Source organism: Pseudaeromonas sp. HNCC25DJ182, from assembly GCF_055413365.1.
Genome location: NZ_JBVAYG010000023.1, coordinates 13216 through 35291, shown reverse-complemented (window position 1 = coordinate 35291; position 22076 = coordinate 13216). Strand labels below are relative to the sequence as shown.

The 22076-nt window shown below is 53.0% G+C and carries 22 protein-coding genes; 11 read left to right on the top strand and 11 right to left on the bottom strand.

What is annotated here, in order from left to right:
* Positions 1 to 369: 369 nt before the first annotated feature.
* The 4 genes from ACZYUB_RS15790 to ACZYUB_RS15775 are packed head-to-tail and all read left to right on the top strand — an operon-like array spanning position 370 to position 4547.
* Complete coding sequence (locus ACZYUB_RS15790) at positions 370 to 1401, top strand: amino acid ABC transporter substrate-binding protein (protein WP_463949201.1); 1032 nt, start codon at positions 370 to 372, stop codon at positions 1399 to 1401.
* 14 nt (positions 1402 to 1415) lie between these two features.
* Positions 1416 to 2687 carry an amino acid ABC transporter permease gene (locus ACZYUB_RS15785; protein WP_463949200.1) on the top strand — a complete coding sequence of 424 codons (1272 nt, stop codon included), beginning with the start codon at positions 1416 to 1418 and terminating at the stop codon, positions 2685 to 2687.
* A 2-nt stretch (positions 2688 to 2689) separates the two neighbouring features.
* On the top strand, positions 2690 to 3787 hold the full coding sequence (locus ACZYUB_RS15780) for an amino acid ABC transporter permease (RefSeq protein ID WP_463949199.1): 1098 nt from the start codon (positions 2690 to 2692) through the stop codon (positions 3785 to 3787).
* A gap of 10 nt (positions 3788 to 3797) precedes the next feature.
* Positions 3798 to 4547, top strand: a complete 750-nt coding sequence (locus ACZYUB_RS15775; RefSeq protein ID WP_460883304.1) for an amino acid ABC transporter ATP-binding protein — start codon at positions 3798 to 3800, stop codon at positions 4545 to 4547.
* Positions 4548 to 4632: 85 nt separating this feature from the next.
* On the opposite strand, the gene ribA is transcribed toward ACZYUB_RS15775, so the two are convergent.
* Positions 4633 to 5250: a GTP cyclohydrolase II gene (ribA, locus tag ACZYUB_RS15770; protein ID WP_463949198.1), complete on the bottom strand. Its 618-nt coding sequence runs from the start codon at positions 5248 to 5250 to the stop codon at positions 4633 to 4635.
* Positions 5251 to 5547: 297 nt separating this feature from the next.
* Between ribA and cmk the strand changes: the two genes are divergently transcribed.
* The 6 genes from cmk to pyrF all read left to right on the top strand — a co-directional run bounded on the left by cmk (position 5548) and on the right by pyrF (position 10632).
* Complete coding sequence (gene cmk, locus ACZYUB_RS15765; RefSeq protein ID WP_463949197.1) at positions 5548 to 6237, top strand: (d)CMP kinase; 690 nt, start codon at positions 5548 to 5550, stop codon at positions 6235 to 6237.
* 110 nt (positions 6238 to 6347) lie between these two features.
* The gene (gene rpsA, locus ACZYUB_RS15760) at positions 6348 to 8018 is read left to right on the top strand and encodes a 30S ribosomal protein S1 (protein ID WP_463949218.1); all 1671 of its coding nucleotides are present in this window, start codon (positions 6348 to 6350) and stop codon (positions 8016 to 8018) included.
* An 83-nt stretch (positions 8019 to 8101) separates the two neighbouring features.
* Positions 8102 to 8389 (top strand): integration host factor subunit beta, encoded by a 288-nt coding sequence (locus ACZYUB_RS15755; RefSeq protein WP_460883307.1) that lies wholly within the window; start codon positions 8102 to 8104, stop codon positions 8387 to 8389.
* A 64-nt stretch (positions 8390 to 8453) separates the two neighbouring features.
* The gene (locus tag ACZYUB_RS15750) at positions 8454 to 8747 is read left to right on the top strand and encodes a LapA family protein (protein ID WP_463949196.1); all 294 of its coding nucleotides are present in this window, start codon (positions 8454 to 8456) and stop codon (positions 8745 to 8747) included.
* Positions 8747 to 9910: a lipopolysaccharide assembly protein LapB gene (gene lapB, locus ACZYUB_RS15745; protein WP_463949195.1), complete on the top strand. Its 1164-nt coding sequence runs from the start codon at positions 8747 to 8749 to the stop codon at positions 9908 to 9910. The genes ACZYUB_RS15750 and lapB overlap by 1 nt, the downstream gene beginning before the upstream one ends.
* An 11-nt stretch (positions 9911 to 9921) precedes the next feature.
* Positions 9922 to 10632: an orotidine-5'-phosphate decarboxylase gene (gene pyrF, locus ACZYUB_RS15740; RefSeq protein ID WP_463949194.1), complete on the top strand. Its 711-nt coding sequence runs from the start codon at positions 9922 to 9924 to the stop codon at positions 10630 to 10632.
* 5 nt (positions 10633 to 10637) lie between these two features.
* Here pyrF and rrtA read toward each other — a convergent pair whose 3' ends face one another.
* On the bottom strand, positions 10638 to 11246 hold the full coding sequence (gene rrtA, locus ACZYUB_RS15735) for a rhombosortase (protein WP_463949193.1): 609 nt from the start codon (positions 11244 to 11246) through the stop codon (positions 10638 to 10640).
* 57 nt (positions 11247 to 11303) lie between these two features.
* On the bottom strand, positions 11304 to 11711 hold the full coding sequence (locus ACZYUB_RS15730) for an H-NS family histone-like protein (RefSeq protein WP_463949192.1): 408 nt from the start codon (positions 11709 to 11711) through the stop codon (positions 11304 to 11306).
* Positions 11712 to 12299: 588 nt separating this feature from the next.
* Between ACZYUB_RS15730 and ACZYUB_RS15725 the strand changes: the two genes are divergently transcribed.
* Positions 12300 to 12890 (top strand): thymidine kinase, encoded by a 591-nt coding sequence (locus ACZYUB_RS15725; RefSeq protein ID WP_463949217.1) that lies wholly within the window; start codon positions 12300 to 12302, stop codon positions 12888 to 12890.
* A 14-nt stretch (positions 12891 to 12904) separates the two neighbouring features.
* Here the strand turns inward: ACZYUB_RS15725 and ACZYUB_RS15720 are convergent, their stop codons facing one another.
* From ACZYUB_RS15720 to ACZYUB_RS15685, 8 genes are all read right to left on the bottom strand, one after another.
* Complete coding sequence (locus ACZYUB_RS15720; protein ID WP_463949191.1) at positions 12905 to 14119, bottom strand: EAL and HDOD domain-containing protein; 1215 nt, start codon at positions 14117 to 14119, stop codon at positions 12905 to 12907.
* 223 nt (positions 14120 to 14342) lie between these two features.
* Positions 14343 to 15638 (bottom strand): outer membrane protein transport protein, encoded by a 1296-nt coding sequence (locus ACZYUB_RS15715; protein ID WP_463949190.1) that lies wholly within the window; start codon positions 15636 to 15638, stop codon positions 14343 to 14345.
* A 163-nt stretch (positions 15639 to 15801) separates the two neighbouring features.
* The gene (locus ACZYUB_RS15710; protein WP_463949189.1) at positions 15802 to 17343 is read right to left on the bottom strand and encodes a BatD family protein; all 1542 of its coding nucleotides are present in this window, start codon (positions 17341 to 17343) and stop codon (positions 15802 to 15804) included.
* Positions 17337 to 18809, bottom strand: a complete 1473-nt coding sequence (locus ACZYUB_RS15705; protein ID WP_463949188.1) for a VWA domain-containing protein — start codon at positions 18807 to 18809, stop codon at positions 17337 to 17339. The genes ACZYUB_RS15710 and ACZYUB_RS15705 overlap by 7 nt, the downstream gene beginning before the upstream one ends.
* Positions 18802 to 19764 carry a VWA domain-containing protein gene (locus ACZYUB_RS15700; protein ID WP_463949187.1) on the bottom strand — a complete coding sequence of 321 codons (963 nt, stop codon included), beginning with the start codon at positions 19762 to 19764 and terminating at the stop codon, positions 18802 to 18804. Before ACZYUB_RS15700 ends, ACZYUB_RS15705 begins: the two co-directional genes overlap by 8 nt.
* Positions 19752 to 20216 (bottom strand): DUF4381 domain-containing protein, encoded by a 465-nt coding sequence (locus ACZYUB_RS15695; protein WP_463949186.1) that lies wholly within the window; start codon positions 20214 to 20216, stop codon positions 19752 to 19754. Before ACZYUB_RS15695 ends, ACZYUB_RS15700 begins: the two co-directional genes overlap by 13 nt.
* Positions 20213 to 21100 carry a DUF58 domain-containing protein gene (locus ACZYUB_RS15690; RefSeq protein ID WP_463949185.1) on the bottom strand — a complete coding sequence of 296 codons (888 nt, stop codon included), beginning with the start codon at positions 21098 to 21100 and terminating at the stop codon, positions 20213 to 20215. The genes ACZYUB_RS15695 and ACZYUB_RS15690 overlap by 4 nt, the downstream gene beginning before the upstream one ends.
* Positions 21097 to 22053 carry an AAA family ATPase gene (locus ACZYUB_RS15685; RefSeq protein ID WP_463949184.1) on the bottom strand — a complete coding sequence of 319 codons (957 nt, stop codon included), beginning with the start codon at positions 22051 to 22053 and terminating at the stop codon, positions 21097 to 21099. The genes ACZYUB_RS15690 and ACZYUB_RS15685 overlap by 4 nt, the downstream gene beginning before the upstream one ends.
* Between the last annotated feature and the right edge of the window lie 23 nt (positions 22054 to 22076).

Genomic DNA, 22076 nt, shown 5'->3' with positions numbered 1-22076 from the left:
GCGCCATATTGGGGCAGAGCCCGCAGCTTTTGTAACGAAACAAACCATACCCGGTTTAACCTGTTGGTGACTGACTGAGCATAAGAGCATGAATTTGCATTCTGAGCGTGCGGGTCAGGGGGTAAAGGCTCTAAACAGCTTGCTGCTTGATGCTGCCCCATTCTGCTTCGCGTGAATTGAGTCAGCAGTGGCATGCTCTTTGCTTTGTAGTGATTGAACTGTATATCCACAATAGAGCTCACCGATCGGAGTGGATAGTTCCAGCCGATCGGCGGCTAGATTGACAAGATGATGGAATATGCCGGGCAACTGGGCAGCATCATTTTCAGGCACCAACTTAGTTCATAACAATCACAGGGAAGATTACACATGCAGATGAAATTTAAAGCACTTTCTATTGCCACCACTGCCGCATTGATGTTGATGGCTGGACAAACTCAAGCAGCCTCAGGTGACACCTTGGCTCAAATCAAGAAAAAGGGTGAACTGCAGTGTGGCGTCAGTGATGGCTTGCCAGGCTTTTCAAATCCGAACGCCAAGGGTGTTTGGGAAGGTATCGACGTGGATCTGTGCCATGCCCTGGCGGCCGGGATTTTTGGCGATGCCAACAAGGTTAAATTCATCCCGTTGAATGCCAAAGAGCGTTTCACCGCACTGCAGTCTGGCGAAGTGGATGTGCTGTCACGCAACACTACCTGGACTCTGAGCCGCGATGCCACCATGGGCCTGACCTTCACCACCACCCTGTACTACGATGGACAGGGCTTCCTGGTGAACAAAGCGCTGGGCGTGAAGAGTGCCAAGGAGCTGGATGGTGCTTCCATCTGTATCCAGGCTGGTACCACCACTGAATTGAACGTCGCCGACTACTTCAAGGCCAATGGCATGAAATTCACCCCGGTGGTGTTTGATACCTCGGATCAGACAGTGAAGGGATTTGAGTCTGGTCGTTGTGATGTCCTGACCTCGGATCAATCTCAACTGTATGCGTTGAAGATTAAATTGGCCAAGCCGGATGCCGCTCAGGTGTTGCCGGAAGTGATTTCCAAGGAGCCTCTCGGCCCTGCGGTCCGTCAAGGCGATGAGCAGTGGTCAACTCTGGTGAAGTGGACTCTGTTTGCTATGGTCAGCGCTGAAGAGTTGGGTGTCACCAGCAAGAATGTCGATGAGATGAAAGCATCCAAGAATCCGGATGTCCGTCGCTTGCTGGGCTTGGAAGAGCCTTCTGGTAAGGTTCTCGGGATCCAGCCGGACTGGGGTTACCAGATCGTCAAGCAAGTGGGCAACTATGGTGAAATTTTTGAACGCACCGTGGGTAAAGGTTCACCGCTCGGGATTGAACGGGGTGTGAATGCGCTGTGGAACCAGGGCGGTTTCATGTACGCACCACCAATCCGCTAAGCATCTCTTGAGGCATGGCGGCTATTATTGCCGCCATGCCCAGCTGTTTTGTGCTTGTTTTCTATAGCCGCATTAGTCAGGAAGTCATTATGGCTATTGGATCCCACGATTCGACATCATCGGTAACACCAACCGTGCGTTGGTATTACGACAGCACCATCCGGGCCTATATTTTCCAGGCGTTGGTTGCGCTTGCTGTAGTTGCGACCCTGTTTTACATCATCAGCAATACCTTGCATAACATGCAGACCCGCGGTATCGCCTCCGGGTTTGATTTTCTCTCTCATCGAGCTGGATTTGGCATTATCCAGTCCTTGATCCCGTACGATGAATCCTACAGTTATGGACGGACCTTCCTGGTTGGATTAGTCAATACGCTGGTGGTCTCGGCACTCGGTATTGTTCTTGCCACATTGCTGGGATTTACCATCGGCGTGGCCCGCTTGTCCAGTAATTGGCTGGTCGCACGAGTCGCGACTCTCTATGTCGAGACCTTCCGGAATATTCCGCTGCTATTGCAGATTTTTTTCTGGTATTTCGCCGTATTACGCACCTTGCCTTCGCCGCGTCAGAGTATGAATTGGGGCGATACGGTATTTTTAAATATTCGAGGTCTATCACTCCCGGCGCCTCTATTCAGCGACGGAATTAGCGGGGTCGTGATTGCATTGCTAGTCGGTATTTTAGGCAGCTGGCTCTTAGTCCGTTGGGCTAAAAAACGGCGTATTGCCACGGGCCAACAGGTTCGAACCGGCTGGATTGTTCTTGGGTTACTGATTGGATTACCGGCTCTGGCATTCTTTGTCTGCGGACGCCCTATTGCGATTGATGTCCCGCATCTGCAAGGTTTTAACTTCAAAGGCGGGATGACCATAATTCCCGAGCTTGCCGCGCTATTGATAGCCCTGACGATTTACACGGCGGCGTTTATTGCGGAAATAGTGCGTTCAGGTATTAATGCTGTGAGTAAAGGCCAAACTGAAGCTGCTGATGCATTAAGTTTGAGCCGCAGTCAATCGTTGCGACTCATTGTTATACCTCAGGCCTTACGGGTTATTATTCCACCGCTTACCAGCCAATATTTGAATTTGACCAAAAATTCATCGCTGGCGACTGCTATTGGCTACCCGGATCTGGTTTCGGTATTTATGGGGACTACCTTGAATCAAACGGGGCAGGCGATTGAAGTGACTGCCATGACAATGGCCGTCTATTTAACCATCAGTATTTCTACTTCGTTCCTGATGAATGCATATAATCGCAAAATGGCTTTGGTGGAGCGTTAATTATGGCTGTTTATCCTGAACAAATTGCGCAGTCATTGCCAGAACACAAAATTGGCCCACTGGCCTGGTGCCGGAAAAATCTATTTTCCAGTTGGACCAATAGTCTGCTGACTCTAGCGTTACTCTATATTTTGATCCCGCCTTTCTGGCATCTGGTGCAGTGGGCTTTTATCCAGGCGGATTGGGTCGGTGATCAGCGAGAACAATGTGATTCCGGTGGCGCCTGCTGGGTATTTATCAACGTTCGTTTCTCGCAGTTCATTTACGGATTTTATCCTGATGGTGAGCGGTGGCGGGTCGATCTGATGTTTGCACTGTGCGCATTGCAGATGGCCGCTTTAATGATCAAGGGGATACCCGGTAAAAAATGGTTCGCTCTTAGTTTCTTCGGCCTATTTCCATGGCTGGCACTGTGGTTGTTGCGCGGTGGCATCTTGGGCCTGGCTTCTGTAGAAACCCACTACTGGGGCGGTTTAATGCTGACACTGGTACTGGCTCTGGTCGGCATAGTAGCGGCATTACCCATCGGGATTATTCTGGCGTTGGGACGTCGCTCCAGCATGCCGGTGGTGAATAGTATCAGCGTTGTATTTATTGAATTCTGGCGTGCGGTTCCATTAATTACCGTACTGTTTATGGCTTCGGTCATGTTGCCATTATTCCTTTCAGCGCAGGTCGAACTGGATAAATTGTTACGCGCCCTTATCGGTATCATTTTGTTCCAGTCTGCTTATATGGCTGAGGTAATTCGCGGTGGATTGCAGGCAATACCGAAAGGCCAATATGAAGCCGCGGAAGCTCTGGGTTTAAGCTACTGGCGATCTATGGGGTTGGTCATTTTGCCCCAAGCATTGAAAATTACTATTCCATCGATTGTGAATACGTTCATTGCACTGTTTAAAGACACCAGTCTGGTGACGATCATCGGTTTATTCGACTTGCTGGCTGTAGGTAAAGCGGGTCTATCAGATCCGAACTGGTTGGGTTACTCCGTCGAAGCTTACGTATTTATCGCCCTGATTTTCTGGATTTTCTGTTTCGGCATGTCGCGCTATTCCCAGTATCTGGAACGCCAGCTGCACACCGGACACAAGCATTAAGGAACCAAGCATGAACAACAAACAGGAAGTCGTAGTTGAGCTGAACGACGTGAATAAATGGTACGGTGAGTTTCATGTCCTGAAAAATGTTAATTTGAAGGTCGGGAAAGGGGAGAAAATTGTCATTTGTGGTCCTTCCGGATCAGGGAAATCGACAATGATCCGCTGTATCAATCGCCTCGAAGAACATCAAAAAGGCGATATCATTGTTAAAGGCACCCCGTTGACTCATGACATCAAGAATATTGAATCTGTCCGTCGTGATGTGGGTATGGTGTTTCAACATTTCAACTTGTTCCCTCACCTGACGGTACTGGAGAATTGTTGTCTGGCGCCCATTTGGGTGAAAAAAATTCCCCGTGCCGAGGCTGAAGCCACGGCCATGAAATATCTGCAGCGCGTTAAAATCCCGGAGCAGGCATTGAAATATCCCGGCCAGCTTTCCGGTGGCCAACAACAACGCGTCGCCATCGCGCGTAGCTTGTGCATGAATCCACAGATCATGTTATTTGATGAGCCGACCTCGGCACTGGATCCGGAAATGGTGCGTGAAGTGCTGGACGTTATGGTCGAGCTGGCGGGCGAGGGGATGACTATGTTGTGTGTGACCCATGAAATGGGCTTTGCAAAACAGGTTGCGGATCGCGTGATATTTATGGACCGCGGACAGATTGTTGAAGAAAACACGCCCGATGAATTCTTCAATAATCCGCAGTCTGAGCGCAGTAAGTTATTCCTTAGCCAGATCCTTCAACATTAATTGCATAAAAAAGGCGCCAATGGGCGCCTTTTTTATTTCGACAAAATGAAACAGCTGCATAGAAATATGGCGTTTTTTTAGCGATTCAGCCCTGTGTTGGTTGATCGTCTTCGGCCTTCAGCATATGTCCAAGTTTGCCAGCTTTGGTTTGCAGATAGAATTCGTTGAAGGGGTTTTTACCCTCTTGCAGGGGCACACGTTCAGCAATATGAATGCCCATTTTTTCCATGGCGTTGAGTTTTCTGGGATTGTTGGTCATCAAGCGCAGTGACGATACACCCAGCAACTTGAGCATATCAGCGCAGATGGTGTAATCACGCATATCAGCCGCAAAGCCAAGGGCCACGTTGGCATCCACGGTATCGGCGCCTTGATCCTGGAGATTATATGCATGGATCTTGTTCAGCAGACCAATCCCACGCCCTTCCTGGCGGACATAGAGCAAGACGCCGCGTTGTTCTTGCGCAATGCGCTGCATGGCGGCTTGAAGTTGAAAGCCGCAATCACAACGCAAGCTGAAGAGTGCGTCTCCGGTCAGACATTCGGAATGAATGCGACCGAGAACCGGCTCGGGTGTCGTGATATCACCCATGACCAGGGCGGCATGGTCTTTACCCGACGCTGTTTCTTTAAATCCGACCAGTGTGAATGTACCCCAGGGAGTGGGGAGCTTGGACGATGCAATCAGGGAAACACTGCTCATTTATTTCCTCTTACGCACAACTCAATGCGTTGGTGTGAAGCATAGGCGTGATTAGCCAGCCATAAAAATTTGATCCGCTTCGCGATTTTCGCCTGATTTCTCCCCGATTGGCAACCGCTGTCAGCCAGAAGCATCCAGAAATAGCTGACTTTGTTACTCGGAATTGGCTTCGGGTATCTTGCCGATGATGAATTGGGTATAATTCGACACCAGAGATTGTGGCCGCAACCTTGGGATCCCTGTGATGCCTCATGCGCGGGTTGTGGCTGTTAACCTATTAAAAAGTGGAGAATTTTGATGGCGGAGATGATCACTCCCGTGATTACGATTGATGGCCCCAGTGGTGCCGGTAAGGGGACTGTCTGTCAACGCCTTGCCGAGCGATTGGGCTGGCCATTACTGGATTCCGGGGCCATTTACCGGGTTCTGGCGCTCGCCGCACTACACCACGATGTCGCTCTGGACCATGAGGATGATCTGGTACCGCTAGCCAGTCATCTGGATGTCAGTTTTTTACCCGGGCCTGATGGTGTTCGCGTCATTCTGGAAGGTGAAGAGGTTGCTGGCGCCATTCGAACCGAAGAGATCGGTAATGCAGCCAGTAAAGTAGCGGCTTTTCCCCGGGTTCGTGAGGCGTTGTTACGCCGCCAGCGCGCCTTTCGTCAAGCCCCTGGTTTGATTGCTGATGGTCGGGATATGGGGACTGTGGTATTTCCGGATGCTGAGGCTAAAATTTTCCTGGATGCCAGCGCAGAAGAAAGGGCTCATAGACGGCTCAAGCAGTTGCAGGGAAAGGGATTTGATGTTAATTTTGATCGCCTTTTAATCGAGATCCATGAGCGTGACGACCGCGATCGTAACAGAGCTGTGGCGCCTTTGCGGCCGGCTCCAGATGCGCTGGTTGTGGATTCTACCGCGATGGATATCGACACGGTTGTAGAGACTATTCTGCAACACGTGATGCAAAGAATTGAAATCGGTGCGTAATGCGCTGATGGATATACGTCTGTACCAAGGAATGGCATGGACGAACTTAAACAACCCCGCTCTGGCCGGATTGCCGGGTGGATGTTATTTACTCTCAAGTTATCAAACACATGACTGAATCTTTTGCTCAACTCTTTGAAGAGTCTCTGAAACAACTCGAAACCCGTCCTGGTGCCATTGTTAAGGGTACTGTCGTTTCCATCGCGAACGGCTTTGTCCTGGTTGACGCTGGTCTGAAGTCTGAATCTGCTATCCCGGTTGAACAGTTCAAGAACGCTGTTGGCGAACTGGAAATCAACGTTGGTGACACCGTTGACGTAGCTCTGGACTCCGTAGAAGACGGTTTCGGTGAGACTCAGCTGTCCCGTGAGAAGGCTAAGCGTCACGAAGCTTGGCTGCAACTGGAAAAGGCCTACGAAGAGCAGGCCACCGTAATCGGTCTGATCAATGGCAAGGTAAAGGGTGGCTTCACTGTCGAAGTGAACACCATTCGTGCCTTCCTGCCTGGTTCTCTGGTAGACGTGCGCCCGGTGCGTGACACCGCTCACCTGGAAGGCAAAGAGCTTGAGTTCAAAGTGATCAAGCTGGACCAGAAGCGCAACAACGTTGTTGTTTCTCGTCGTGCCGTGATCGAAACCGAGAACACCTCTGAGCGTGATAGCCTGCTGGCCAACCTGCAAGAAGGCCAAGAAGTTAAGGGTATCGTCAAGAACCTGACCGACTACGGTGCATTCGTAGATCTGGGTGGTGTTGACGGCCTGCTGCACATCACTGACATGGCTTGGAAGCGCGTTAAGCATCCTTCCGAAATCGTCAATGTTGGCGACGAAATCGCTGTTAAGGTCCTGAAGTTTGACCGTGAGCGTACTCGTGTATCTCTGGGTCTGAAGCAACTGGGTGAAGATCCGTGGGTTGCAATCGCCAAGCGTTACCCAGAAGGTGCTCGCCTGACCGGTCGCGTAACCAATCTGACTGACTACGGTTGCTTCGTTGAAATCGAAGAAGGCGTGGAAGGTCTGGTTCACGTATCCGAAATGGATTGGACCAACAAGAACATTCACCCGTCCAAGGTTGTGAACGTTGGTGACACCGTTGAAGTCATGGTTCTGGATATTGACGAAGAACGTCGTCGTATCTCTCTGGGTCTGAAGCAGTGCAAGTCCAACCCATGGCAGCTGTTCGCTGAAACTCATGCCAAGGGTGACCGCGTCTCCGGTAAGATCAAGTCTATCACTGACTTCGGTATCTTCATCGGCCTGGACGGCGGCATTGACGGTCTGGTTCACCTGTCTGACATCTCCTGGAATGCTTCTGGTGAAGATGCAGTTCGCGAGTTCAAGAAGGGTGACGAGATCTCCGCCGTTGTTCTGCAAGTCGATCCAGAGCGTGAGCGCATCTCCCTGGGCGTGAAGCAGATCGAAGAAGATCCTTTCAATAAGTACCTGTCTGATAACAAGAAAGGTGCTATCGTTAAGGGCAAAGTGACTGCCGTTGATGCCAAGGGTGCTACCATCGACTTGGAAGAAGGCGTAGAAGGTTACATTCGTGCCTCCGATGCCTCACGTGACCGTATTGAAGACGCCACTCTGGTGATGTCTGTCGGTGACGAAGTTGAAGCCAAGTTCATGGGTGTTGACCGTAAGAACCGTACCGTTAGCCTGTCTGTCCGTGCCAAGGACGAAGCTGATGAGAAGGCTGTTATGGAAAACCTGAACCAACAAGAAGAAGTTGGTTTCAGCAGCGCCATGGCTGAAGCGTTCAAGGCTGCCAAGGGCGAGTAATCTCCCTTAGAAAGCAAAGAAGGGCGGTCTAGACCGCCCTTTTTATATGTTTGAAATAGCGTGGATCCCTCAAGGAGTGCCTTATGACCAAGTCCGATTTGATTGAACGACTCTCTGCCAAGTACCTGCATCTCTCGTCAAAAGATGTAGAAGTCGCTATTCGGGAAATTCTGGAGCAGATGGCCATTACCTTGCAAAGTGGCGATCGGATTGAAATTCGAGGTTTTGGCAGTTTTTCATTGCACTATCGTGCACCACGAGTAGGTCGTAACCCGAAGACCGGTGAAAAAGTTGAGTTATTAGGAAAGTCGGTTCCCCATTTCAAACCTGGGAAAGAGCTTCGTGAACGGGTCAATGAAAGTATTGCGTGAGCATGATTGACCCGCTTCGGGTGCCACTTGTTTGTCCGTCTTGGGGGTATCAGTGCGAGCCTTAATGAGTGTGATCGCTCTTGCCATCGTTGTTGCCTTGGCATTGACCTTGGGGGCTGAGAATGGCCTCTATGTGAAGTTCAATTATTTAATAGCCCAGGATGAGTTTCGACTCTCTTCCTTGATGGTGATTTGGTTCTCCGCCGGTTTTGCCGTCTGCGCACTATTATGCTCATGGGGGCTGATCCGGAGTCGGATACAAATCCGTCAACTCAAAAAGCAAGTTACCCGTCTGGGAGCTGAACGTGATCGACTCGAAGCCACTACCGGTGCTGCTGAGTCGTCAGTGAATAATTAATGCTCGAACTTCTCTTTCTCTTATTACCCGTTGCCGCCGCTTATGGCTGGTATATGGGGCAACGTGGTGCGCGGCTGGATAACCAGCAATCGAGCCACAAATTGTCGCGCAATTACGTTGCCGGTATTAATTTTCTCCTTTCTGAACAGCCCGATAAGGCTGTTGATTTATTTATTGAACTACTGCAGGTCGATGATGAGACACTGGAAACTCATCTGGCATTAGGCAATCTGTTTCGTCAGCGAGGCGAGGTGGATAGGGCCATTCGTATTCACCAAAATCTAATTGCCAGACCCAGTCTGACGTTTGATCAACGTAATCTATCCATGCTGGAGCTTGCCCGTGATTTTATCGCCGCGGGTTTACTCGACCGCGCGGAAAATATTCTCAGTGAGTTGGTTCGTCATGATGAGCATGAAGAAGAAGCGGCGGCGTTACTGATTGGTGTTTATCAGCAGATGCGGGATTGGGAAAAGGCAATTTCAGTTGCCACTCGTAGCCGTAAGAAGCTCGGGGATAAGATCCTGCCACCGCTGGCCAATTTCTACTGTGAATTAGCCGCACAAGAGTCAGCAGAGGCTGGAGATAAACGCTCAATCGGCTATTTGAAAAAAGCTATCAGCGTCGATGAGAATTGTATTCGAGCCTCACTGGCTCTTGCCGATATTTACCTCAAGCAGAATGACAAGAGCATCGCCGCCGACATATTGGTATTGATCGGAGATAAAGACCCAGATTTTGTCTCTGAAGCTCTCCCGCTGCTACAACGCTGCTTCCCGATCTCAGATCCGCGGTATAAAGCCATCTTGTTGAAGTGGCTTGAACAATCTTCATCAACCAGTATTGCCTTGGCGTTGGCCGATTTAACCCACGCGGAGCAAGGTGTTGTTGAAGCAGAGCAGTTAATTTTAAAAGAGCTCAAGCGTAATCCCACCATGCGTGCCTTTTCCCGTTTGATGGATTATCGATTGGCTGAGCTGGATAGTACGCAGGCCAAAGAAAGTATTTCTCTGTTAAAAAATTTGGTGGAAAAACAGATATCGATGAAACCCAATTATCGATGTCAGCGCTGCGGGTTCTCCACCAAGGTCATCTTCTGGCAGTGCCCATCGTGTAAACAGTGGGCCAGTATTAAACCCATCCGCGGTTTGGATGGAGAGTAGTGGGAGTTTTCATGCAAGAACGTCAAGGATCTAAAGTCATCGTCGCTCTGGATTATGCCAATAAAGCGGATGCCATGGCATTTGTCGCGCGGGTCTCTCCCGACTTATGTCGCCTGAAAGTCGGTAAAGAGATGTTTACCCTATTCGGTCCTGAGTTCGTCAAGAGTTTGGTTGCCCTGGGGTTTGATGTATTTTTGGACCTAAAATTTCATGATATTCCCAATACAGTGGCCAAAGCGGTTGCGGCCAGTGCCGAGTTAGGGGTCTGGATGGTCAATGTTCATGCCTGTGGTGGTTTGCGCATGATGGCGGCCGCCAAGCAAGCGTTAGCTGAGTACGGTGACAAGGCGCCGCTGCTGATTGCCGTGACTGTTCTGACCAGCATGGAGCAGGATGAACTCCAGCAAGCAGGGGTTCCCGGCTCGTTGCAGGATCAGGTCCTGCGCCTGGCGACATTGACCCAGCAAGCCGGCTTGGATGGGGTCGTCTGCTCGGCTCGGGAAGCCTCATTGCTCAAGCAGCATTTGGGTGCAGATTTCAAGCTGGTCACGCCGGGCATCCGTCCTGTCGGTTCGGAACTGGGCGATCAACGTCGCGTGTTAACCCCTGCTGAAGCCTGCGCGCAAGGCTCCGATTATCTGGTGATTGGTCGGCCTATCACCCAAGCCGTTGATCCGGCTGCAACCTTGGCGGCTATCAATCAATCGCTTGTTGCTGCGTAATACCGCTAAAGAGCCGACGGTGTGGTCGGCTTTTTAGTGCCGCGACGATACCATAGTAACAGCAATAACCCGGTCAGCACGCCACTGATGGCACCTATGACATGAGACTCGACATGTACTCGGGTGCCAATCAGCTCGGTGGTTAAACTGTCTGTGCGCACCAGATCCCACCCCAGTTTGACGAATAACCCGAGCAGCCACCACCAACCCTGACGCTCCCGTTGTTGAATCATGAGCAGTGCACAGATGGCAAACAGCCCATGCAAAGCGCCGGAAAGACCCCAGTAGAAGTGGGTCGCGGGAACCAGCGCGAATAAGAAGGTATCGACCAGCGCTACCTGCAGTATCAGTACCCAGACGCTTCGGTAACCCGCCAGACGTTGCGGCAGCAGCAAGTAGATCAAGCCCCAGGCGAGCAGATTCATCAGCAGGTGATTCAGATTATGATGCAACCAGCCCCCCGTGAGCAGACGCCACCATTCGCCCTGAAGAATGGCCATTCTGTCATAGGCGAGGGGAAGTGCAGACGCGACAAGTTGCGAGACGGATGCCAGTAGACAAACGGTAAACAGGGGGAAGAGCGGAATTATTTTGCGGAGATATTGGTGTGTCATCGCTAGCCCATGAGAAATAAAACAGGGGGCTACGCCCCCTGTTTTATTGTGGCCTGATTAGATCAGGAAATCGTCCAGCGTTTTGCCCTGTTCTGCGATTGCCTTACGGATCGCGACGGGTTGACGACCTTGTCCAGTCCAGGTGCGGTGCTCACCATTTTCATCGATATATTTATACTTGGCCGGGCGTGGTGCCCGCTTGTTTACTTTTTCACCGGCAGTAGATGCTCCGACCGGGAATAGTTCCGCAGGATCAATACCATCCGCACGCAGCATGTTCATATATTCAGAAATTTTACGCTCGCGTTCCTCACGGGATTTACGATCTTCTGCTTCATTGGCCCGGCGCTCTTCAACAACAGAGGTCAATTTAGCAAGACCTTCTTCGAGTTGTTCCAGTGTCAAATCACGAGCCACGGCCCGCAAGCTACGAATATTAAGTAAAACTTTCAGGAAATCGGTCATGTTCGTTCTCGGCTGAAGGGATTTGAGATAATTATTGTGGCGTTAAAATAATAATGCAATATATAGATGGATAATATTTTACGCGGTGAGATATCCGGTTGCTGTTGATACATAACCAATTGGCGTTGTTTTATCAGATTTCACCAACCCCCAATTTACCTGCTGGACATGAATGTTGATTTATCATCTTGAGGCATAAGCTGGATATGGCATAGCTTGATCATGCTGGCGGTTGATAGATAGCAATCAATGGTGTGCAGGTCTGCCATCCACTATATGATTTCCGACTAACTGCTGTTGTTTATCTGCGATATCGATGAATTGTACCCGTCCCAATTTTTCCATAGGCATACTTTATTCTCGATGGTAACAGCCTGATTATCTCCGCATATTGAGTAGCTCAACACATCTTCTGCTGGAGATGAGGTGACTGGGATTGAGCTGTTTGGATACCTTGGCCAAACAGATTGTGGCTGCTATGGCGATAGAAGTGGCAGCAATGGTGGCGCTTCGAGACGAATCGGCTATTGGTACTTCGCTCATGCCAAGCAATCTGGCATCATAGCCGCCACGTTAACAGGGGGAATTATGGCGTCACTGCATTATAAGTTTGCAGCTATGAATTCAGGGAAATCGACCCAACTGATTCAAGCGCATTTCAATTATTGTGAACGAGGAATGGTACCCTATGCCATGACTCCGGCAATTGATGATCGTTACGGCGTCGGGGTTATTACGGCCCGGGTTGGATTAGAGCTATCTGCCGACGTATTCACGGCCACCAGCGATCTATTCGATATAGTGCAGCAGCGAATCAAAGAACAAATTCTGGATGTCTTTATCGTCGATGAGGCGCAATTTTTAACGCGTACACAGGTTTATCAATTGGCACGGATCGTGGATGAGTTGAATATTCCGGTGATCGCCTACGGCCTCAAGAGTGATTTTCGTGGTGAGTTGTTTGAAGGCTCCTACCATTTGCTCTGTCTTGCCGATAAGGTAGAAGAGCTGAAAAGTATTTGCTGGTGCGGCAACAAGGCTCATATGAATGCCAGAGTGGCGGGAAATGGTTGCGTGCTACGGGATGGTAATCAGGTCGAGATCGGTGGTCATGATAAATATGTGTCGTTATGCCGCAAACATTACCTGCAAGGACTCGCTTATAAGCCGGCCGGATAATCTCGGCCGATTAGTTAATGGGCAGACATGACTTGGTCTGCCCATTGCGTGGATTCCAGAAACAATTCGATGGTTTGTTTTTCCTGCAAATGCATTTTCCCGGCGCGTAATTTAACTCGCTCCCAATTAAGCTGCTCATAATCGCTTACGAATGCCAGATAAAATGCCAGTTCGCCTTTTTTATCCAATAATGCCTGTTTAATGGCCGTGGATAGGGGGATTTGCTCCAGAATTTCGGCAAACGGCTGATCAAGTATCGCCTCCAGCAGGGAGAACAAACCGCACAGGAAGGCTTCCGCTGGATCCGTCCAGCCTTGGCGATGCAACGACAATAATTCACAGAACCGACCGCGGATCAAACTCATCCGATAAAGCTCGGTTGACTTGTTTTCACCGCCACTGGTGGCACTGACCAGCGAGACGAAACGTCGCATCTCCTGTTGGCCTAAAAAGATCGTGGCATGCCGAAATGAGGTAATGGGCTGGGCGGCCTTATAACGCAGATTATTGACATAGCGCATCAGTTTATAGGCCAGCGTCAGATCCCGGTTCAGCAATGCCTCTATGCGTTCGTAATCCAGCTCCGGAGAGTTGACCTCTTTGAGCAGTTGCATGACCGTCAATTGACTATCGGAGAGTGTCTTGCGCTGTACAATTTCCGGCCGGCTAAAGAAATAGCCCTGAAACAGGGTAAAGCCCATCTTCTTCGCCGCGGTGAACTCTTGTTGGGTTTCGACTTTTTCGGCCAGATAAATGAGATGACTGCCTTTATGCTGGTTGATAAAGCGGCTGATATCGGCATGGGCAGTCAGTCGGAAATCAAACTTGATGATGTCGATGAAAGGGAGAAATGCTTCCCAGCGGGGATCCAGCGTGAAGTCGTCCAGCGCCAAACGGTAGCCTCTATCTTTCAATCGTTTGACACATTCCAGCAATTGTTCATCTGGCTCGGCATCTTCCAATATCTCGATCACCACCTGTTCAACCGGTAGTGAGTCGGCGAGACCATTTAAAATCAGACTGTAGGGAAAATTGATATAGCAGGCATGCTCACCTACCAGTTGCTGAATGGGTTGACTCAAAAATTGTTCGGCAATCAGACAGGTAGTGGCATGTTCCGCACTGACGTTGGGGAATTGATTACTCAATCCTTCGCGGAACAGCAGTTCATAGGCCACTGGACTTTGGTGGTGATCCAGGATCGGTTGTCTGGCGACGAATGAATACATCGTGGTCGTCCTATTGCTCGCTAACTACAGCAGTCGGGTGAAAAGTGACATGCTATTTACCTGTACTAAGGCAAATTTGCAGTAGTTGATGCCTTGTGGCAACAGGGGGGAGCCGATTTAGCGACATCACCGGCACTTCATCGGTGTAACTGACGGAAAATCGAACGGCCGTAACGAATAAGGGCCCTCTCGGGCCCTTGAACTGGATCGCAAAGCTTGATGATCAGAAGCGATAGTTCGCTTGTGCGGAGGCGAGGAATGCCGAGGCGGAGGATTGATACTCGGCATTGGGCAAACCGGCTGTGAGTTGCTCACTGATAGTGACATCTTTGCCCTGCAGATAGGCAACCCCGACGTCCAGACTCAAGGCCGGTGTGGCCTGATAACTGGTGCCCAAGCTGTACCACAAGCGTTCGGTATCCGGAATACTGATCACGTTGTGAGCGGCTTGACGATCCAGCGCCAGACCGGCGCGCAGGGTCCACAGGTTGTTCAGGTAGTAAGTACCGCCTATGGCATAGCGCCAGCTGTCAGAAAACTCTTCGGGCTTGCTGAAGCACTGCCCGGCAGTACCGTCATTACAATCCGGGCTGTTGGCAGTCAGCTCCTTGAACACGCTCCAGTCGGTCCATTGCACGGAATAGTGTACGGCAAACTGCTGGGACAGCAGGTGATAGCCGGAGAATTCGGCAATGGCCGGTAATTCCAAATCCAGAGTGCCGTCGACTTCATTGAAGGTTAGCGGTGACAAGGAGGAAACCCCGGATGCACTGCCCGAGAACTTGCCCTTGAAGCTCAAGGTGGTGCCGGAGCGGTAACTCAAACCCCAGCGATTGGCGTCGTCGAGCTCGAATAACGAGCTGACATTCCAACCCCAATCCAGGGTATCACCGCTCAAATCCACCAATGCGGTGTCGTTGCTCATCAAGGGGTTGGTCGCCGAAACAGCGCCGGCACGACGGATCAGGGTGGCATCGGCATAGACGGCTGAAATCCCGCCACCGAAACTCCACTGATCATTCAGGCGGTAGGAGATGTTCGGATTGAAGTTGTAGGTCGTCAGCTCAGTTTTACCGCCGATCAGACCTGCCGCATAGTTGTTATCAAACTCGGTCGATAAGCCAAAATTGGTGAATAGGGCCAGACCCCACGCCCATTGTTCATTCAACGGCTGGATCAGGTAAAAGGTCGGCACGAAGGCACTCGGGGCTATGTCTTGGGCATCCAGATCCGAGGCGCTGACCCCTAGTGCGGAAATACCACTCTTACCTTCCAGATCGATATTCGGTTGCACATAGGTGCCTGCCACGCTGAGTTCCATCGATTTAAAGCGGCTCATGGCGGCAGGATTGCGAGACAGCACGCTGGCATTATCGGCAATGGCGGCTTCACCGGCAAACGCCCGGCCCAGACCTGAGGCTGAGTGTTCGTTCAGGTTGAATGCGGCGGCGTGGGCCTGTTGCATGGCCATCGCGGCCAGGATAGAGGTCAGTGTTAATGCGAGAGTATGCTGTTTCATGCTAATTCCTGTTAACGGGTGTTAACCCAATGGCGCGGCGATCTTACTTGGCACCATCAGATGCACAAATCAGACCAGCGGGGAAAGCATAGTGATCTGCAGCAAAAATGCAGGATAAATAGCATTTATAGTGCTTATTCTCGGCGGTTATGGTGATTGGGGACTAGCAAAGACCGTGCGGGTTGAGTCTTTCCTGCTGTTTCTGTTCCGTTTCTCGCCAATTTAATAGACCTCGTCGCAATGCTGTCGCTGACCATGAACCGGGAACTTCACGATAACAGGCAGCCAATAATAGCTCCATCTCGGGCTGCAGGGCCGGGTAGCAGGGGAGGTTTTCCAGACAGGTTGGTTGTAGCCGCGGCCAGCGTTGGGCACCCCAAACCAGCAAGGCGTGATGTACCAACTGTGGGTCTTCGGTTTGCAAGGCGCGTTTAAGCTGACGCCAGCTTAATTTATCGTCGATATACCGCAGGCGAGGTACCGGGGGCAATCGTCGCCCGGTGAACCACCAAATCAGCAGCGTGCCGAGCCAGGCCGTCGCAAAGCCGATCGTTAGCCAAGGCCATTGTGTTGTCTCCAGATCCGCATTCGGCAACGGAGCTATGGGAGGCGTGCCGGTGGCGGTTTCGATGGTCAGTGCTGGCTGTGCCAGGTGAATCGTTTCGAGTTGTCCGGTCGTTACATTCCACCATTCAAGGGTCAGTTCCGGCAGGCTAAAAGCACCTGGCTGCTGTGGAATAAAGGCCTGGCGCACTACCCGCTCGGCGATGAGCTTGCCTTGGACCACAGATTCATGACTGCTACCGCCATCTTCGTAGCTACGGACCCCGGCCAACTCGGGTAAGGCAAGCTCCGGCAACTGATCCAGTGGGGTCCCCTCGGCCTTGAGGGTCAGCACTCGCAACAGCGGCTCGCCAACTCGATACGGGCCTTTGGCGGGTTGCCAATGACTCTCCAACGTCAGCTGGTTACTGATCAACGCGGTCGGCGTCGTCGCGGCCTTGACCCTAAGGGCCAGATTGTCACCTTGCTGTAAGAAAGGGGTATTCTGGCGTCGGGCGCTCATGTCCTGGCCCTGAACCAGAGGGCCTTGCAGCACATATTCCCCGGCTTGCTCCAGTGTCACCGCGTAGTAGCGGGTCAGAGTGCGGACCCGCTTGCCGCGAATGATTTCGTTATCAATAACATCGTCACCAATCTGCCGAAGGCGTGCCGCATTGAGTGAGGGCGGGGATATAGCATCAATCTGTACGCCTGGAGGTTGGGACAGTTTGATGCGATACAGGGCGACCTGATGGGGAAGCAGGGTCGGATGGTCCAGGCTGACATCCAGTACTCGCGGCTGTGTTTTGGGGGCCTCCCCACGCAGGATCTGCAGGTTGATCGGTTGGGTCATAAAGCCTGCGACAGGCAGCGGGGGTATCTGTTGAGCACCGCTGCCCAGTGGCAACAACGGGATCTGCCACTGACTGGAAAACCGGGAGCCCTGACTCTGGCTGGCAAACCGTACCTCACCCACGATAAAACCACGAAATAAGGGCCGGATATCCAGAGCCCCGACATCCAGTTGATCATCGGCACTGACGGTCAGCACCAGGCTTTGTTGCTCATACACCCGAGTCTGATCGGTGTGCGCTTGGACTCTGTCCAGTCCATAAACCGGCATGCAGAGGAATAACAGCAGACCCAGCAGTGGTTTTACCATGTTTGTGCAGGCTCCCGGTGTAGACGGCGTTGCTGCTGCAGACGCAGGCGGTTTCTCATCAGGTTACCCGGCTCTTCCGCGATGAGATCCAGTACCTCGCTGGCACGAGTCGAGGAGGAGGGTTGACGGCGTTTAGCTGCCTTTTGTGGTGTCTTTTGGGTCTGTTGTTGCTGCAGCCATTGTGTCACTAGAGCGCGGTTAAAGCGGGCATCGTCGAGTTCTGGCTGCTGTTGCAGTGCCAGGTCGTATGCCTCGATCGCGGCAGCAAACTCCTGCTGATAGGCCAGGCAATTGCCCAGGTTATACAGTGCCTCCGGATTGTCACCGGCCTGCTGATAGGCCGCGGCCGCTTCCTGGTAACGGCCGGCCCGGAACCAGGCATTACCCTGCCAGAGGGGATCGGTAAATTGCGTCGCTGCGGCAGCAAACTCGCCACGTTGGTAGAGAACCATGGCCTCTTCGGCCTCTACTCTGGGCGCTGACAGCAGTGAGCAGCCCAGTAACGCAACAAAAAACCAACCGCGCCGAAAGCTAAGCACCAGCACGAGCAATGGCAGTAGCAGCCAATAGCCGAGATCCTGTAACCGGATCTGGGCTGTGCCGCTGGTTGTTCCCTGGCCGTGCGACGGACGCAGCAGCCGCTCTAGATCGACGGGCTGATTCTCGTTGTGCAGCAGATGGCCACCGGTGTCATGGGCTAGTGTTGCCAATTGCGGCAGATTGCTGCGGGCGACAACCAGTTGTCCCTGACGATCCTTGAGTAAAGAGCCATCATTCAGGCGGATGGGGGCTCCCGCTTCGGTGCCGACCGCGAGTATGTCGAGAGCCTGTTGCTCGGGTCGTAATAAATCGGTAATGGTCTGCCGCTGGGCGGCCTGCAGATCATCACTGATCAGCAATAACCGTCCTGACTGGCGCTGCTGGTTACCGATCATGGTCAGCGCTAGTTTGATGGCGGCAACCGGGTTGGATCCGGCGACGGGCATCACCTCCGGCTCCAGCTCTCGCAATAAGAAGCGCAGGGTCTCGTGATCATCTGTGGGGGGAGTGATGACATAGGCATCGCCGGCGAAGGCGATCAAGGCAATCCGCCGTCCCGGCGATTTTTCAAGTAGATCAAATAGTTGATAGCGACTGCTGAGCAGGCGGGAGGGCGCAACATCATCGGCCAGCATGGAGCGGGAGGTATCCAGCATCCAGATCCAGACGTCATCGCTTTGATACAGGGCGTCAGCTTGTCGGTGAGCCGGCCCTGCTAGTGCCAGCACCGCCAGACCCCAGGGTAGCAGCCACCAGAGCGCAACCCGGCGGCTCGACTCGGCTTGCTGCCCTCGCAGATAGCGCAATATGCTCTGTCGGATAAAGGTTTGCCCGGTATGGTGCTGGCGCCAGTGCCAATACAGCAGCAGGCCCGGTAGCAGGAGCAGTAGGAGGCACCAGGGGCGTAACAGAGTCCAATCAGCCATGACGACGTCTCACCAGAAAGGCTAGCCACAGGCTCAGCAGCAGCGCCAGCGCCAGCGGATAGGCATAGAGCTCCAGACGCGGTTGGTAGAAATGCTGACTCTTTTCCATCGGCTCCAGTGCATCGATCTCCTGATATATAGCCGCCAGTGACTCCGGATCCCGGGCGCGGAAATAGTGACCCTGGGTGATGCGGGCAATCTCGCGCAGCGTCTGTTCGTCCAGATCCGCCGCCGGATTATCGGTCGCCGAGGCTAATGGGTCATCCAATGCGACCTCGGCCCCGAGGCCTATGGTGTAGATCCGCATCTGGTGCTGTGCGGCCAGGGTGGCGGCTGCTAGCGGTGAGACCGTGCCCACGGTATCGCGACCGTCACTGAGCAGGATCAACAGCTTCTGACGGCTGCCTTCATCCCGGAAGCGTTTGATGGATAGGCCAATCGCCTCGCCAATCGAGGTGAGATAGCCCGCCATGCTGAAATCCAGCTCGTCGATAAAGCTCTGTAAGGTGCGCCAGTCGCTGGTCAGCGGCGACATCAGATAGGCGTGATCGGCAAATAAAATCAGTCCGATCCGATCTCCGGCCCGTTGGCCGACAAACTGGCGCAACTGGTGTTTCACCACCTGCAAGCGATTGACGGGACGCCCTTGCTCCAGCATATCCATGGTGCGCATGCTGTCTGATAAGTCGATGGCCAGCATCAGATCCCGATGCGGGCGCTCCAGTGGCTCTGGCTCCCCAAGCCAGGCGGGGCGGGCCAGCGCCAGTAGCAGCAGACTCCAGATCAGGAGCGCAAGCAAAAACAGCGAATAGTGCCGATGAGGAGCCTGTTGGCTCAGATGGGGCAGGGTGGCCACATACAGCGGCTCAATCTCTTGCCGATGGGCTGGCAACAGCCGGATCAGCAGGGGAAGCGGTAACAGCAACAACAGCCAGGGCCAGCCTAACGTGACCATAAACACCTCACCATCCGGGCGTGCAACCAGCGGTGACAGCTCCGCAGCAATGCTTGTTGTTCCTGCTCGCTGATCGGCTGTTGGCCATATAGCCAGCCATCCCACGAGGCCGCATAGGGCATGAAATTGCCCTGTGCGGTTTGATCGAGAAAATTCAACCAGGCAACTCCATGCAGCGGAGCTATCTGCGAGCGCGGCCATGTCAGCAGAGCGGTTGCTTTCAGCCAGTGATTGAGTGCAGGCACCCAGTCGGGGTGTTGCGACTTCGCCTGGCGTGATAAACGAGCCAGTTGTCGATAGGCCTGCAACAGGGGCCACAGCCGATACCACAAGAAGCCCAAGCCAGCCAGCAGAATGCAGACCAGAGCGAGGCTGAGTGTGCCACTCAGAAGATCGGCGGCCGGTGGCGGACCTGGATGGATGTCCTTGAGCTGCTGTAGCGGATAACTCATGGCGTGGCTCCTGCCGCCCGCTTCTGCGGATGACTGGTATCCAGACAGTAAAATCGCTGACTGGACTCCCGCAACTGACGCACTATGCCATGCTGGCGATGCATACCGACCTGGCGGTAATGCTGGACGAATCGGGCATCATGGCTGGTCAGAAAGCCCTGTTGCCGGCCATTGTCGGCGGCCAGCGTTCCTTGACCGACCAGCTGCGCTTCTAAACGGTCCATGATCTGGTAACAGTGCACCTGATGGGATTTATTCAAGCGTTTTAGCCACAGCCAAGAGCTGTCATTCATGCGGTAAAAATCACTGATGAGGTGGATCAGGCTGCCGGGGCGCACCGTTCGGCTGAGCAGTTTGAGTCCTTCTGTCATGTTCAGCAGCGGTTCGGGCCGGGTCAATCCCAGCAGGTAGGCCTGCAACAGCTGTTGCAACCACATCAGCAGGTCCTTGCGACGACCCGCCGGACTGTGTCGAATGGGCTCGGCACCCAGCAGGATCACGCCGCCGACCTTATCGCCCTGCTCCAGCGCCTGCCACGCGGCTGCTGCGGCCAAAATAGTGGCTAATCGGGACTTGAGCTGGCCTTGCGAGCCGAAATACATGGCCGGATCCAGATCCAGCAAGGTATAGACGCAGCGATCCCGCTCTTCACGGAACAATTTGGTGTGCGGTTTGCCGGTGCGCGCGGTAATGCGCCAATCGATGCTGCGTACATCGTCGCCAGGCAAGTAGGGACGCACTTCGGCAAACTCCATACCGCGGCCCTTGCTGCTGGCCTGATGGAGACCCGTGCGCTGACCGCTTACCTGACGTGAGGGCAGCAGCTGTGCCAGCGTGGGCGGGCGCAGCAACTGCTCCAGACTCAAGGCAATGCCATCGTTCATGTCACGACGACCCGTTGCAGCAGGCGGGCGATCACCTTGTTGGCATCGATGCCATCGGCTTCGGCTTCCATGCTCAGGATCAATCGGTGGCGCAGTATCGGATAGGCACAGGCTTGCACATCGTCCGGGGTGACAAAATCACGGCCTTGCAGCCAGGCTCGCACCCGTGAGCAGCGGGCCAGCGCCATGGTTGCCCGTGGACTAGCTCCGTAACTGAGCCAGCGGGCCAGTTCGGCATCGTAGCCCAGGGGGCGACGGGTCGCCATGATCAGGGTGACAATGTAGTTCTCGATCGCTGTAGCCAGTTTGACCTTAAGTACTTCCTGGCGAGTGGAAAACAGCTGCTCTTGAGTCAGGCGCGGTGGCGTGATCTCGGCTTGCTGGGCACACTCGGCGTAGTTGAGACGCAGGATGGACAGTTCGGTCATGGCATCCGGATAGCCGAGTTGTAAGTGCAGCATGAAGCGATCGAGCTGGGCCTCGGGCAGGGGATAGGTGCCTTCTTGTTCCAAGGGGTTCTGGGTGGCCATGACCAAAAACAGCTCGGGCAGTTGATAGCTTTTACGCCCTATGGTGATTTGGTGCTCGGCCATGGCCTCCAGCAGCGCACTTTGTACCTTGGCCGGAGCGCGGTTGATCTCATCGGCCAGCAATAAATGGTGAAACAGCGGACCGGGTTGAAACACAAAACTGCCATCTTGCGGGCGATAGATATCGGTGCCGGTCAAATCGGCGGGTAACAAATCCGGCGTGAACTGGATCCGGTGAAAACGGCCTTCGATGCAGTTGGCCAGCATCTTGATTGCACGGGTCTTGGCAAGACCGGGGGGACCTTCGACCAGGATATGGCCATCGGCCAGCAGCGCTGTGATCAGTCCATCGACCAGCTCGGGTTGTCCAACAACCTGCTCATTGAGGTAGGCTCGCACCGCATTTATCGCTTGTCTCGACATATCAACGCCTTAGTTCATCCTTA